The organism is Paenibacillus peoriae, from assembly GCF_022531965.1.
GTDB lineage: Bacteria > Bacillota > Bacilli > Paenibacillales > Paenibacillaceae > Paenibacillus > Paenibacillus polymyxa_D.
This window is the reverse complement of record NZ_CP092831.1, coordinates 5,528,191-5,543,046: the sequence shown is the minus strand read 5'-3', so window position 1 is coordinate 5,543,046 and position 14,856 is coordinate 5,528,191. Positions and strand designations below refer to the sequence as shown.

Sequence of the window (14,856 nt, the reverse complement as noted above, 5' to 3'; positions counted from 1 at the left end):
TTCTTCCGATCGCTGTTATCCCCGTATTTTCTTATTGGAATAAAGATCATAGGTTAAAATCCGGGGATAAAGGCGAACGCTCCGCTTCTTCAGAACAATTCCGCCCGCTCCGCTGCTACCCGCCGTAAAGTCACTTTTTTTGAGAACTGAGGGTAGTGGCAAGGGGGGAGCTTAGGGAAGGCGCGTGACTCGCGCTTCCATGGGTAAATGCGCCATGATGGTTGGCTCAGCTTCGCTTTCGCTTGTTTTTAGGACTGCTAGTGGTGGTGATAACAGAAGGTGCGAGCTCATCCATACTACGGGTGCAGGTCAGTGGATTTTTAACAGGCCGCTTCGCTGACCTCATTAACTGCTTGAAAAATAACTTTTCTAATAACAACTGACATTAACAAAATAATTGACACAAACTACAACTCATATCACAGCACCAACAACGGCTCCAATATCAATGATCCTACCCATCGTATGGATTACATGCCTGGGTGCTTAAGCTATTTTTTAGAAAGGAGCGGAAGTCATGGGTAAAGGGAAGGCTGTACACGGGCGATTTCGGGCCCCCTCGGATCGGATTTTTGATGCGTGCAATATTCTGTTTATGCTCTGCCTGATGGTGTTCACGCTGTATCCGTTCTTGAATACACTGGCGGTTTCGTTGAATGAAGCGAATGATTCGATACGGGGCGGGATTTATTTGTGGCCACGTGAATTCACGTGGAGTAATTATGAATTTGTGTTCAAGGAAGCGACGATTTTTCATGCTACGCTGATTTCTGTATTACGTACGGTTGCGGGCACGGTGACTTCGGTGTTTTGCTGCGCGATGGTGGCGTACACGATCAGCCGGCCGGAATATGTGCTGCGTAAATTTGTTTCGATTGCTTTTATTTTAACGATGTATTTTAGCGGTGGACTGATTCCGAACTTTCTCCTGATTCGTGAGCTTGGGATGCTGGGGACTTTCTGGGTGTATGTTGTGCCGGGATTGATTGGGGTGTTTAATGTGATTGTTATTCGCTCCTTTATTGAGGGATTGCCGGAAGGGATTTTGGAGTCGGCGCGTATTGACGGGGCTGGGGAGTTTTCCACTTTTATGCGCATCGTTTTACCGCTGTGTGTTCCCGTGCTAGCGACGGTGTCGCTGTTTACAGCAGTCGCGCAATGGAATTCCTGGTTCGATGTGTTTTTGTACAATTCGTCATATGAACAATGGAGCACTCTTCAATATGAGTTGATGAAAATACTGCAAAATTCCAACACGTCTGTTAACACTCAGGACTATGCGAGCCAATTCGCTGGTTCGGAAAATCTAGCGAAGTCGGTCACGCCTACCTCAATTCGGGCCACGATGACGATTGTCGCTTCAGTGCCTATTATTTTAGTTTATCCCTTTTTGCAAAAATACTTTGTGAAGGGTATGACCTTGGGCGGTGTCAAAGGATAGTAAATGAAAACCAATGGTGCCAAATACCAATTCCAAAAAATCGGAGTACGGGAGGGATTGCTTTGCGGTCATGTTGGGTTAAGCCTTTTTGTCTGGTACTGGCTGGAGCGCTGTTGTTATCGCCTGTCGGTTGGTGGGGGGCGTCTGTACTAAAGGCAGCTCCGTCTATAGAACATTCCCCGCCCGTTTCGGATACGGTGCTGTCAGCGGGTAATATCCATAAGACCATTGGAACGTATGGATTTGAGCAAGGAAACAGCGACGGCTGGAAACCCCGGGGAACTTATACCCAAATTGCATCCGTCACGGAAGCAGCATATGGCGGCACGCACAGTCTGAAGGCAACCGCCCGCACAGCGGCTTGGAACGGGGCGGAGCTGGATGTGAAGTCGCTATTGCAGCCGGATGTAGAGTATGAAATTAGTGGCTATGTGAAGCTAGATGGTCATTCTGCGGTTCCGAGCATGGTTAAACTTACAGTGGAGCAGCAGCCGACAGACGGGACTACGACATGGAAGACGGTAGCGCAGACGGAGACGGCGGATACATCGTGGATTAAACTTCAGGGGAAATATACTTTTACCGGGGGGATGGATGCATTGAAGCTGTATGTGGAAAGCTCGAATCCCGCGCAGGCCTACTATGTGGATGAGGTAGAAATAACACAGGTATCGAAGACGCCAACGGAGCCGGCCCATGGTATCGTATCCGGGTTTGAAGAGGGTACGGCTCAAGGATGGGTGTCCCGTATGGGAGCCGAGACCGTGCAGGTTTCGGATGCCGATGCACGAAGCGGCTCATACAGTCTGCTGACAACAGGCAGACAAAAGACATATGCCGGACCGAAGCTGGATGTGACTGCTACGATGCAAAAGGGCAGCCGATATACGGTCAGTGCCTGGGTGAAGCTGGCGCCGGGTGAGCAGCCTGCCAAGGTGAGGCTCAGCGTGCAGCGTGATCACCAAGGGAATAGTTCGTATGAAACTGTTGTAGGCGACACGGCTACTACGACAGGGGGATGGATGCATTTATCTGGTACGTATACGCTCGCGCATGATGCAGACACTGTTTCTATGTATTTGGAAACGGCAGAAGGAACGTCTTCCTTTTATATGGATGATTTCGAACTGTCACTTGTACCACCACTGGCTATTGAAAAGGACATTCCTTCTTTGCATGGATTATATGGGGGACAGTTCAGCATCGGCACGGCGATTGAAGCTTTTCAGACCGAAGGGGCTTACGGAGAGTTGGTACAGAAGCATTTTAACAGCGTCGTTGCAGGGAATGCGATGAAGCCAATCTCCTTACAACCGTCCGAGGGACAGTTCCATTGGGAGGAAGCAGACCAAATTGTGCAGTTTGCTAGACAGCACGGACTAGAGATTCGCTTCCATACCTTGGTGTGGCATAACCAAACTGGGGATTGGATGTTCAAGGATAAGAATGGACAGCCGATGACACCGACTGCTGAAAATAAAAAGCTTTTGCTGGATCGGCTGGAGACGCATATTCGCGCTGTTGCAGCGCGGTATAAAAATGTCATCACCGATTGGGATGTGGTGAATGAGGTCATTGATCCTGATCAGCCGGATGGCATGCGCCGCAGCAAGTGGTATCAGATTACCGGTACGGATTATATTGAAAAAGCATTCCGTGTCACGAGGGAAGCGGCGGGCCCGAACGCACGACTATTCATTAACGATTACAACACGCATGAGCCGAAGAAACGGGATTTTCTGTACAATTTGGTACGTGATCTGCTCGCTAAAGGTGTACCGATTGACGGGGTAGGCCACCAATCGCATATCCGCCTAGAGTTTCCCGCTATTAGCGAGATTGAGCAGTCCATCGAAAAGTTTGCTTCGCTTGGTCTGGATAATCAGATTACCGAGCTGGATATGGGTCTTTATTCCAATGACACAGATCGCTATGAAACGATTCCAGAATCTATGCTGATCCGGCAGGCTCACCGCTATCGGGCGCTGTTCGATATGTTTTCAAGGCAGCAGGATCATATCAGCAATGTGACGATTTGGGGTACGGATGATGGAAATACGTGGCTCAGCACGTTTCCAATAGCCCGGCTGGATAAGCCGCTATTATTCGACGAACAGTTAAAGGCCAAATATGCCTATTGGGCACTTGCTGATTCGTCCAAAGTCCCGCCGTTGCCAGCAGGGAATAACGAATAAATGGTTTGAATACATGCCGGCCTTTGTTATCTCACCTGAACGCAATGGCGGTTTTACGGAAGTATGGATTGGCATGTATGCTGTATCGAACGTCCGCTTATACAAGCATAAAAGCAGGCTGTCCTTTACATTTCACATGTGAAGGACAGCCTGCTTTGTTATCGTAAAGGAATCGCGGTTTATTCCAAGTTAGCGTGTTGGCCAAACATAGATTCGGAGGTCAGCTTGCGCAGCTCCATCGTTCTGAGTACCAGTGCATCACCGTACAACAGCAGGGTTTGCTCAAACAATGAGCCCATAGGCTGAATCGTCTGGTAATCCTTGTTGGAAGGATCCTTGGGTGCACCGGGCAGCTTGACGATGATATTGGCCAGTTTGCCGATGGTAGACTCGGGGGACGTGGTTAGAAGCGCCAGAGAGGCCCCGAGTTTCTTTGCTTTTTCTGCCATGGAGATCAGGCTTTTGGTTTCGCCAGAGCCTGAACCAATAATGAGCAGGTCGCCCTCGCCCAAGCCGGGAGTTACGGTTTCACCCACCACGTAAGCTTGAATTTCCATGTGCATCAGTCGCATCGCCAGCGAGCGAATCATGAACCCTGAGCGGCCCGCACCTGCCACGAATACCTTATTCGCAGCGTCGATGGAGTGGATCAGCTGTTCCGATTCCGCATTGCTGATCAACTGTGGAACCCATTGTAGCTCGTTGAGTACCTCAGATAAATATTGAGAGGTTTCCATTGGGGTTAACCTTGTTTGATGAGCTGTTGCATTTGGGAAGCTACAGCCTTTTTGTCGTCCTCGCCAGTGATACCACCGCCGACGATAACCAGATCCGGTTGAGCCTTCACGACTTCAGCCAATGTGCTCAGCTTAATACCGCCAGCCACGGCAGTTTTTGAGTTTTTCACGACTTGTTTGACGGTTTGCAGTGCTTCGAATGGGCTCTGTCCTTCAGCTTGCAGATCGTAGCCTGTATGCACACAGATGTAGTCAACGCCAAGGGCGTCGATTTCTTTCGCACGTTGCTCAAGGTTTTTAACACCGATCATGTCCACCAGGATTTTTTTGCCGCCTTGTTTTTTGGCTTCTTCTACTGCACCTTTGATTGTTGCATCTTCAGCTACAGCCAAAATCGTAACGATATCTGCACCAGCCTCGGAAGCTTTTAGCACTTCATAGCCCCCTGCATCCATAACCTTCAGGTCAGCCAGCACTTTCAGATTCGGGAATGCTTCTTTCATTGCTTTTACTGCATGAAGTCCTTCATTGATGACAATCGGCGTACCGATTTCTACGATATCAATATACGACTCTACTTCTTTTACCAATGCAATCCCTTGTGGGATATCTACTAAGTCTAAAGCCAATTGAAGTTCCATGTTATTAACTTCACTCCTTAAGTGAATTTGTATTTGATGAACAGGTACATGCTCTGTTGAGTATCACTCTATACTTTGGTTTCATGCACAGGTTTGATTGTAAGGCCCCGGTATCCGGTTGAAAAGTACGCACTAATTCGTAACGTAGTTACCCCCACGATACTATAGCACCATAAAAACTATCCACTAGAGAGCCTATACTTTGTCTTTTTTAGTATTATTTCTATAAGGAGAGTCAACTATTCGTAACCGAGGATTTTCCAAAAATCCCATAAGCGACTGGAATCGAATTTTGCAAAATCCATAACCGTACACAGCAATGTAAGGTTGCAAAAAAAAGAAGATAGCGATGATTGAATTGACTTCAAGTTAGGTTTTGACTATATTTGCAATATACGGTATGCAAAAATGGAGGCTACCAGCATAACTGCCCTGAAAAATAGCCATTGGGCTAGGGGTAACCGCAATTTTCAGGCTAGGGAGGCGGGGTCTAATGGAAGAGGTCTTGAACCAAAGGGAAGCCATTTATTTGTTGTCAGACAGTCACGAACTCGATAAAGCTTGTGAGTTGTTTAGACTCAGCTACACACATAATGATTGGGATGAAGCGAACAAAGTAGCAGACTTTCTGCATACGTTGGCTGAAAACCTGTATCACACCCAACTGAGAAATGCTGCAGACGGCAAGTATGAGACATTGGACACCAAACACCCGCTAGTGTTTTATTATGCTTACAGTTATCTGGCGAAGTCTATTTACTATCAGAATATGGGCAAGTATGAGGAAGCTAGAAACTATATTATGAAGTATAGCGAAATGGGCTGGTTTATGGGGCTGGATCAGAGCGGTCACGAAGAAGTAGAGAGATTCCGTTTCCTCGCCAGGGCCAATTTATTTACGATTGAGTTACTTTCGGGGAGAAGGGAACTTTTGCCTGAGTACGTTCAATTTCTTCATGACAATGAAGAGGAGTTACTTCCAGGATTGGTTGGTATTGCGGAAGCGGCTAACTTGAATAATTGGAATATAGACGACCTGCTGAACGATTTTGCTGATGATATTAAGATATTTGAAGGTTATGAAGATAGAGCAAACCGCGTATATTATCTAAAACTGGTCAACCAATTGGCCATTTACCATTTCAAGAAGAAGCAGTACTCCGTTGCCTTAAATTATGTTCTTGATTCTCTGCAATTCTCTGCCAATGTAGAAGTGGATGCCAATTTCAGGACATTGGTTGCTCTGTTTGAGACTTATCGAGATTGGGCAACACCATCACAGCAAGAGCAATACCAAACCATTTTATTAAGGGGGCTTCATAATGAAAAAGGCATTAATCTCGGTAACTATGGCCTTGGCGTCTCTTAGTATTGCTCTTCCGGTGGGAAATATTTGGGGAGGGTTAGACCCCGTGATTCCTTCAAATCATGGTGTTTTTTCTTTTTCTTATCCTGCTTGAGTTTCAGATTTAGATCCTTAAGCCCGATAGGCCTTTTGTACATAAAGGGAGCACACTTTTACGCATTTTGCGATCCGTGTGCTCCCTTTTTTATGCCAAAATTTATTTTACGACATACGAAGTCAGGCTATTGGCCAGATGTTGCATCGTTTCACTCGCCTTTTGCATACGGTCCATCACTTCAGTGAAAGAGCCTACCAGAGTCGCCTGCTCTTGAGAAGAAGAAACAATTTGCTCAATTTCCTGCTCCATTTGATGAATGGAGTTCTGTACATCCTTAAGGGCCCCTTCAATATCGACCGTCGCCTTTTTGGATTCTACGGATAGCTTGCGCACCTCTTGAGCGACGACACCAAAGCCTGCTCCTGCTTCTCCGACACGCGCGGCCTCAATCGCTGCATTCAATCCAAGCAGGTTGGTTTGATCGGAAATTTCCTTGATGAACACAGCTACCTGATTGATTTTACCCGAGTTTTGCACAGCGATTTGGGTGTTTTTCAAAATTTGTTCACTGGTTGCCTGAAGTTCCTCGGAATGAGCTGCTACATGCTGTACCATATCAATGAGCTGCTCGGTGATGGAGCGGTTCTCGGATACGAATTGATCCAGTTGATTTTTGTTAGTCAAATTATAAGAGGCCGCAAATGCTGCAATGACTTCACCTTTCTCGTCCAATACAGGAATACTGATCATATCCAGAGGAAAACCTAGAATTTCAGCAGGAATGTGGGTCAGGCTGGTCTCACGTCCATTTTTAAGCATGGCAAAATTCTTATAGTCCTCGAGTAGCTCCGAGCCTGTTTCAAAGCCGAGGTCCATACCCTCCGATTGGGTATACATAAGGACATGAGTTCGGTTGAAGAGAGCAAGGGTCACTTTCTCACGCATGATCTGTTGTATGTAGGGAATGGCTGCAATTAATGCATCTATTGTATTCAAATAGATAACCTACCTTTCTTTACTAGGTATATTTTTTATAGTCTCGTATATAGTTGTCGGTCTAAAGATGGATAAAAGTTATAAAGATATTGAATCTTTAAGGAAGTGAAAGCATCAGAAAAAAAGGCATACCATTTCCATTACGAAACGATATGCCTTCTATTTAATCTGAACGTGTCAGTGCTGCGTATAGGTAGTTCACTTGCCGCGTTGCTCGAACAGTTGTGCGATTTCCACAATAACCTTGGTAGCGAGCACCATGTTGTCCACCGACACATATTCAAACTTACCGTGGTAGTTCTCCCCACCTGTAAAAATATTCGGTGTAGGCAGTCCCATGTAGGATAGCTGTGAACCGTCTGTACCGCCACGGATCGGCTTGATAATGGGTTCGATATTCAGCTTTGTCATTGCTTCATAAGCGACATCGACGATATGCTTGACTGGCTCTATTTTCTCTTTCATGTTGTAATATTGATCTCTCAGCTCCAGCGCAATACGGTTTTCTCCATATGCGGCCTGCAGCTCTTTGACTACATTTGTTAAATAAGCTTTCCGGTTTTCAAAGCTCTCGCGGTCAAAATCACGGATAATATAGTACAGTTTAGCTTGTTCTGCGGTGCCTGTAGAATCCAAGAGATGATAGAAGCCATCATATCCGTCTGTATATTCCGGGGCTTCGTTTGCAGGTAACCGACTGTGCAGCTCCATAGCGATTTTGGCAGCGTGAATCATTTTGTTTTTAGCCGTACCAGGATGCACATTCACACCGTGAATGGTAATATGGGCGGCTGCGGCGTTAAAGCTCTCATACTCCAGTTCTCCGAGCGGTCCGCCGTCTACCGTATAGGCATATTCAGCGCCAAAAGCGGCTACATCAAAGCGTTCCGGTCCTCTCCCAATCTCTTCGTCCGGTGTAAAAGCAACGCGAATTTTGCCATGTTGAATTTCTGGATGGTCAATCAGGTAGTGGATAGCTGTCATGATTTCTGCGATCCCGGCTTTGTTGTCTGCACCGAGCAGGGTGGTACCATCTGTTGTGATCAGGGTGTGGCCTTTATATTGAGTCAGTTCGGGAAACTCACGTGGAGAAAGAACCACACCAAGCGAAGCATTCAGCGTGATATCGCCCCCATCATAGTTTTCCGTCAATTGCGGCTTTACCCCTGCACCAGTCAGTTCGGTAGCCGTATCGAGGTGAGCGAGAAAACCGATGACGGGAACCACTTTATCCGTATTGGAAGGAAGGGTTGCCATCACATAACCATGATCATCAATGGTTACGTCTGTCATACCAATGGCTTTCAATTCGTCCACCAAAAGGTTGCCCAATGTAAGCTGTCCAGGTGTAGTGGGGCAAGTGTGGCTGCTTTCATCAGATTGGGTATCTACCTGAACATAGGTAGTCAGGCGGTCAATCAGTTCCTGTTTCATGTGGATATCCTCCTTGGTGTCATTTCTATTATGGTAGGTATTTTATCATGATTAGGCTTATAATATGAAAAAAATGGTTGAACCTTTTAGGGATAATAGTAAAATAAAAGTAAAAATAGAGTAAAATCTTAAAGGAGTCTGCAATGCCTACGTTAAAAGATATCGCCCAGGAGGCAGAGGTTTCGATATCCACGGTCTCCCGAGTGCTAAATTATGATGAGACACTGTCTGTATCAGAGGAAACGCGGCGCAAAATTTTTGAGGTTGCCGAGCGTATGAAATATACGACTGTTAAACGTAAAAATGGCGGTATTGGTCGTCAGCCCCGCAAGAAGGCGGAGGGACCCATCCGGTTGGGTATGGTGCACTGGTTTAGCGTGTACGAGGAACTGGAAGACCCTTATTATCTGTCTATCCGGTTTGGCGTGGAAAAAGAGTGCCGCCAAAGCGGGGCACAGCTGGAGCGTATTTTCAGAAGAGAGGACCTGACTGCGCTGAAGGCGTCATCCGAAGGGCTGCATGGGCTGATCGTGCTGGGGCATTTTAGCAGCGAAGAGGTAGAACGTATGCTGGAACTGCCCATTCCTTGCGTTTTTCTGGATCATTCGGTAGAGCGCACAGGGGCAGACTATGTGGTCATTGACCTTGCTCGCGCTACAGCTGATGCACTGGATTATTTGATGGGCGCAGGCCATCGTCACATCGGATATGTTGGCATGGGCAAGGATGAGCAGTCCCATGATTCCGAACGAGTCGAGCTAGATGCCCGCTATGAGACATTTTTGCGGTATCAGGAACAGCACAGGCTGTGCACGTCAAATGATATTCATGTGTGCGGCGGAACGGCGGCAGACGGCTTCCGTGCGATGGAAGCGGCTATTCTGGCAGGACCCGAAAATCTGCCTACAGCTTTCTTTGTTGCGAGCGATTCGGTGGCTATTGGGGTGTTAAAGGCACTGGAGCGGCATCACCTTGCGGTGCCGGAACGGATCTCCATTGTTGGCTTCAATGATATTCCGACAGCGGAATATTTGACCCCATCTCTGTCAACGGTCAAAACACATACCGAACTGATGGGAGAAACGGGTGTTCAGTTCTTGCTGCATACGGTACGCAACGGTCCCAACGAGGTAGGGCGCAAGGTCATCATTCCGACCGAGCTAATGATTCGCAACAGCAGTGCGCCGCTACATACCGATGCCCAATAAAATCAACGTTATGGATTTGGACAGCCCTGCCTTCCGGGGCTGTTTTTTTGATTGTAAAAAGATACAAAAATGGATTGACAATTGTCTTGTAAATGCTTACATTTAACATATATTTATTTTACTAAGTTTTACTCATTATTTTTACTCAAATATTTTACTATGGTATAAGAGTGAAAAATAAAAGGTTGAGGTGACTGCCCATGCGTACCATTTTGCCGTTGAATGACCAATGGTTTTACCTTCCTGAATATGTCGAGAGCGAAGTAAGCGCAGGCATTGATGCGAGTCGGTATGAGCCAGTTCAGCTGCCGCACACGAATGTAGAGCTGCCGTACAATTATTTTGACGACAAGGCATTTCAGTTTATTTCTACGTATAAAAGAGAGCTGGACATTCCGGCAGATGCCAAAGGTAAGCGAGTGTATGTTGATTTTGAAGGAGTCATGACCTATGCCCAGGTATATCTAAACGGGGTAAAAGCGGGGGAGCATAAAGGTGGATATACACCGTTCAGCGTTGAATTGACCGAACTTGCCGAGTATGGTGGCTCCAATGTGCTCACGGTCATTGTCGATTCCACGGAACGGGACGACATCCCTCCCTTTGGGGCAGTCATCGACTATCTGACCTACGGCGGTATTTACCGCGAAGTGCAGCTGCGAATAGTGGAGCCTGTACACCTCGGAACGGTATTCGTTCAGACACCGGAGCCGCTTGCGGCAAATAAGGCGGTGCGCTTAGTCGTGGAGCTGGAGGGCATCGGCGATCAGCAGGACGACTTGACGGTCGCGCTGCAACTGCTGGACGGAGCGAGCGTGAAGGCGGAGACCGAGCTGACAGCGGTGACGGCGGCAGAAGTAACGCTGGAGCTGAAAGAGCTGGGCGACCTGCAGCTTTGGGATATAGATAGTCCCAAGCTATATGAAGCGAAGCTGACGCTGCTACGAGGCGGAGAAGAGTTGGATCAGGTGACCGTGCGCTTTGGCTTCCGCGAGGCCGAATTTCAGCCGGACAGTTTTTACTTGAACGGGCGGAAGATCAAGCTGCTCGGCCTGAACCGTCACCAATCCTATCCGTACGTTGGCTATGCTATGCCCAAAAGAGCGCAGCGTCGTGATGCAGATGTGCTCAAGGAGGAGCTGGGGCTGAATATGGTACGGACATCCCACTACCCTCAGTCCCGTCATTTTCTAGACCGCTGTGATGAGATCGGATTGCTCGTTTTCGAAGAGATTCCGGGTTGGCAGCATATTGGCGGTGAAGCGTGGAAGGACCAGGCGGTGAGGGACGTCGAGGACATGATTATCCGTGATCGTAATCATCCCTCCATCGTCATCTGGGGCGTACGAATTAATGAGTCGCAGGATGATCATGATCTGTACACGCGTACCAATGAGCTGGCACGAAAGCTAGATCCGACCCGTGCTACGGGTGGTGTGCGTTATATTGTAGGCAGTGAGCTGCTGGAAGACGTATATACGATAAATGATTTTGTTCATGATGGTGGGCACAAAAAATATTTGGCGAAGGAAATCCGCAATTTTGATACGTATGACGATACAGAAGGCGTAGATGGCGAAACGACAGGCTTGCGCCAGCCTTCTCTCGTTACAAAGCTGGATCATCCGGTCCCTTATCTGGTAACGGAATATAACGGGCATATGTACCCGACCAAGCGTTTTGACCAGGAGGAACGGGTAATGGAGCATGCACTGCGCCATACGCGGGTCCAAAATGCTTCCTATGCCGATGAGGGCATTGCCGGAGCGATTGGCTGGTGTGCTTTTGACTATAACACGCATGCTGATTTTGGTTCCGGTGATAAAATCTGCTACCACGGTGTCATGGATATGTTCCGCCTGCCTAAATTTGCAGCGAGCGTGTACCGGAGCCAGAAGAACGTCGAACAGGAAGTCGTTATGGAGCCGGTCACTTACTGGTCGCGTGGCGAGCGGAATATCGGAGGCATCGTGCCGCTGGTCGTGTTCACCAATTGCGATGAGGTGGAGTTCATCTACGGTCATGAGCGCAAAGGTGTTTATCGTCCGAACCGAGAGAAGTACCCAGCGCTTCCTCACCCCCCTGTCGTGATCGACGAGTTGACAGGCCACTGGGGCATGAAGTGGGAAGACGCTGTATTCATTGGGTACGTAAATGGGCAAGAAGTAATACGTAGATACTATTCACGTAATCCGGTGCCGACAGAGCTGCGCGTAGCTGCAGACGATACAGTGCTGGAAGCCGGCGATTGGGATGTCACTCGAGTGGTAGTCGATGCTCTGGACGAATACGGCAATGTATTGCCGTTCTATGCAGATCCCGTTTCGGTGGAGGTCGAGGGAGTGGGTGAATTGATCGGTCCTTCGAGCTTATCTCTGATTGGAGGACGTATTGCATTCTGGATTCGGTCGAAGGGGGAGGCTGGACAAATTCGTGTGAAGGTCTCTGCGCCTTCCCGTTTCGGTCCGCAGGAATTGAGCCTTCACGTGCAATAATGAAGCAAAGGCAACATACAATCCTACTAGCCACTTTTTATAACGTTTGAGCCTTCCATTATTTAAAAAAGGAGTTGTCCGCAGATTCTGTAAAGGATCTGAGAGGGCAACTCCTTTTTACATATATAGGGTACGTTAATCTATGAGTCTTTTAAATTGTGTCTTATTACTGAGTCACTTAACGTTACGTTCATAGATTGGAAGCATAGAATACACTATCAAAAGCAAGGGAGGTGAAAACTATGGCGATTCTTTTACCTTCGCAATTCTACAATCTTGCTGCTGGTGTGGGTAAGTCCTTTTTTGAAAACCTGAGAGGCGGTAATAATGCTACAATTACCGTGAATAATACGGGTGCCAATCCGGTTGATCTTGTGGTTACCCGTGTCAATGCTCCTGTGATCACTTATGTTATCCCGGCGGGCAACAGTCTAACGTTAGAAGTTGCTTTGCTGCTGGTAGCTGCTCTTCAGGCGACTCCAGTTGGAGCAGTAACAGGTACAATCCAAATTGCTACATCTGATTTCTAACTTGTAACGACCTGACTCTCTAACTCTAGCTTTGCCGAAAGGCAAGGTTAGAGCTTTTTTTGTTTGAAATTTTCTGAAACTTTTTTCATATTGTGCCGATATATACATATAGCATAGCAAACAACAACATCGAAAAGGAGTACCCTGTATGAGCTTTAGCAATCCGGTTTTACGTGATGACATCTTTTTGCGCGAAGATGAAAGAGAAGCTAGTGAACAACGCATGACCATTGGAGGAACGGTGAACAAAACGTTGCTTCTGCTGGTTCTGCTCATCGTCTCTGGCAGTATTACCTGGTACATGACCTATGAAGGAACTGTAGAGGTGCTATCTTTGCTGACGGCAGGATTTATTGGTATGGCAGGCGTAGCACTTGCGATATCCTTTTTTCCAAAAACGGCGCCATTACTCTCTCCTGTATATGCGATTCTGAGTGGTTTTGCTTTGGGTGGCGTTTCAGCTTTTATGGAGTATGAGTACCCTGGGATTGTGGCCAATGCCATTTTGCTGACTGTGGGTATCTTGTTCTTGATGCTCTTTATGTACACACAGCGAATCATCAAGGTGACACGCGGCTTTATCTCATTCGTTGTCCTATGTACAATGGCAATTTTTCTGGTGACGCTGGTTGATTTTATGTTGAACTTTTTCGGTATGAATGTTCCGTATATCCATGAAACAGGTTGGCTGGGCATCGGCATCAGTTTATTTATCGTGATCATTGCGGCTTTAAATCTGCTGGTGGATTTTAATTTCATTGAAGAGCAAGCAGATCAAGGCGCACCCAAATACATGGAGTGGTATGGTGCTTTTGCATTGCTGGTGACTCTAGTATGGCTGTATGTACGGATTTTGGACCTGTTGGCCAAGTTCAGTAAGAGGGACTAAGTGCAGGGTGAGAAGAAAGGGATGGCTGAATGCCGTCCTTTTTTGTATTTTAAATAGACGGTTTAAAAATTGCATTTTACGTTAAATACATAGAAGTTGGGTAAAACATTAAGACAGACAGGAGAGGAGTGAGTACATGTATCAAGTAGTGCTGGTTAGGCATGGAGAAAGCGTGTATAACCGACAAAACCTGTTTACGGGCTGGACGGACGTGGACCTGACTGAACAAGGGACTCATGAGGCCATTGAGGCGGGACGTATTCTCAAGGAGGCTGGTTATACGTTTGATTTGGCATTTGCCTCTGTGCTAAAACGATCTATCCGCACGTTGTATCACATCTTGGATGAACTGGATCATCTGTGGATACCTGTGCAGAAGTCATGGAAGCTGAATGAACGCCATTACGGTGCTCTTCAGGGGCTTAGCAAGCTGGATTCTGCCGTTGAATACGGCGAGGAGCAGGTTCATATCTGGCGGCGTAGCCTGACAGTGCGGCCCCCCATGCTGGATGAGAAAGACGAGCGGAGTCCGCATCGGGAAGAGCGTTATCGCAATATTAAGCCAGAAGAGCTGCCGCTTGGGGAAAGTCTGGAGGACACAGTGCATCGGGTCGGCGAGTTTTGGAAGCAGCGGATTGTACCTTTGATTCTCAAAAAGGATCGAGTTATCATTTCTGCACATGGTAACACTTTGCGGGCTTTAATCAAGTATATGGAGAATCTGGACGAAACCGCATTGCTGGATTTGAATATTCCGACAGGTATTCCGCTGGTGTATGAGCTGGATGAGCATATAGATCCCATCCGGCGCTTTTATCTCGGTGATCCGAGTCATGTAGAGGCTAAGAAGCAGGCTGTGGCCAACCAAAGCAAGGTAACGGAGTGAG

Annotated in this window: 12 protein-coding genes; 8 read left to right on the top strand and 4 right to left on the bottom strand. The window is 47.3% G+C overall.

Annotated features, from left to right (window positions below):
- Positions 1–517 precede the first annotated feature (517 nt).
- Complete coding sequence (locus tag MLD56_RS24575; RefSeq protein ID WP_029518710.1) at positions 518–1,441, top strand: carbohydrate ABC transporter permease; 924 nt, start codon at positions 518–520, stop codon at positions 1,439–1,441.
- Between the two features lie 62 nt (positions 1,442–1,503).
- The gene (locus MLD56_RS24570) at positions 1,504–3,636 is read left to right on the top strand and encodes an endo-1,4-beta-xylanase (protein WP_029518709.1); all 2,133 of its coding nucleotides are present in this window, start codon (positions 1,504–1,506) and stop codon (positions 3,634–3,636) included.
- 179 nt (positions 3,637–3,815) lie between these two features.
- Here MLD56_RS24570 and hxlB read toward each other — a convergent pair whose 3' ends face one another.
- Positions 3,816–4,373 (bottom strand): 6-phospho-3-hexuloisomerase, encoded by a 558-nt coding sequence (hxlB, locus tag MLD56_RS24565; RefSeq protein WP_209947649.1) that lies wholly within the window; start codon positions 4,371–4,373, stop codon positions 3,816–3,818.
- 5 nt (positions 4,374–4,378) lie between these two features.
- The gene (gene hxlA, locus MLD56_RS24560) at positions 4,379–5,014 is read right to left on the bottom strand and encodes a 3-hexulose-6-phosphate synthase (RefSeq protein ID WP_029518706.1); all 636 of its coding nucleotides are present in this window, start codon (positions 5,012–5,014) and stop codon (positions 4,379–4,381) included.
- A 493-nt stretch (positions 5,015–5,507) separates the two neighbouring features.
- Between hxlA and MLD56_RS24555 the strand changes: the two genes are divergently transcribed.
- The gene (locus tag MLD56_RS24555) at positions 5,508–6,383 is read left to right on the top strand and encodes a hypothetical protein (RefSeq protein ID WP_029518705.1); all 876 of its coding nucleotides are present in this window, start codon (positions 5,508–5,510) and stop codon (positions 6,381–6,383) included.
- 193 nt (positions 6,384–6,576) lie between these two features.
- On the opposite strand, the gene MLD56_RS24550 is transcribed toward MLD56_RS24555, so the two are convergent.
- Together MLD56_RS24550 and pepT are read right to left on the bottom strand one after the other, a co-directional pair.
- Positions 6,577–7,413 (bottom strand): methyl-accepting chemotaxis protein, encoded by an 837-nt coding sequence (locus tag MLD56_RS24550; protein ID WP_029518704.1) that lies wholly within the window; start codon positions 7,411–7,413, stop codon positions 6,577–6,579.
- A 198-nt stretch (positions 7,414–7,611) separates the two neighbouring features.
- The gene (gene pepT / locus MLD56_RS24545; protein WP_029518703.1) at positions 7,612–8,847 is read right to left on the bottom strand and encodes a peptidase T; all 1,236 of its coding nucleotides are present in this window, start codon (positions 8,845–8,847) and stop codon (positions 7,612–7,614) included.
- A 143-nt stretch (positions 8,848–8,990) separates the two neighbouring features.
- Between pepT and MLD56_RS24540 the strand changes: the two genes are divergently transcribed.
- From MLD56_RS24540 to gpmA, 5 genes are all read left to right on the top strand, one after another.
- On the top strand, positions 8,991–10,055 hold the full coding sequence (locus MLD56_RS24540) for a LacI family DNA-binding transcriptional regulator (protein ID WP_029518702.1): 1,065 nt from the start codon (positions 8,991–8,993) through the stop codon (positions 10,053–10,055).
- A 200-nt stretch (positions 10,056–10,255) separates the two neighbouring features.
- Positions 10,256–12,550: a glycoside hydrolase family 2 protein gene (locus MLD56_RS24535; protein WP_029518701.1), complete on the top strand. Its 2,295-nt coding sequence runs from the start codon at positions 10,256–10,258 to the stop codon at positions 12,548–12,550.
- A 242-nt stretch (positions 12,551–12,792) separates the two neighbouring features.
- Complete coding sequence (locus MLD56_RS24530) at positions 12,793–13,080, top strand: hypothetical protein (protein WP_029518700.1); 288 nt, start codon at positions 12,793–12,795, stop codon at positions 13,078–13,080.
- A gap of 148 nt (positions 13,081–13,228) precedes the next feature.
- Positions 13,229–13,969, top strand: a complete 741-nt coding sequence (locus MLD56_RS24525) for a Bax inhibitor-1/YccA family protein (RefSeq protein WP_029518699.1) — start codon at positions 13,229–13,231, stop codon at positions 13,967–13,969.
- A gap of 136 nt (positions 13,970–14,105) precedes the next feature.
- On the top strand, positions 14,106–14,855 hold the full coding sequence (gene gpmA, locus MLD56_RS24520; protein WP_029518698.1) for a 2,3-diphosphoglycerate-dependent phosphoglycerate mutase: 750 nt from the start codon (positions 14,106–14,108) through the stop codon (positions 14,853–14,855).
- Position 14,856: the final 1 nt, after the last annotated feature.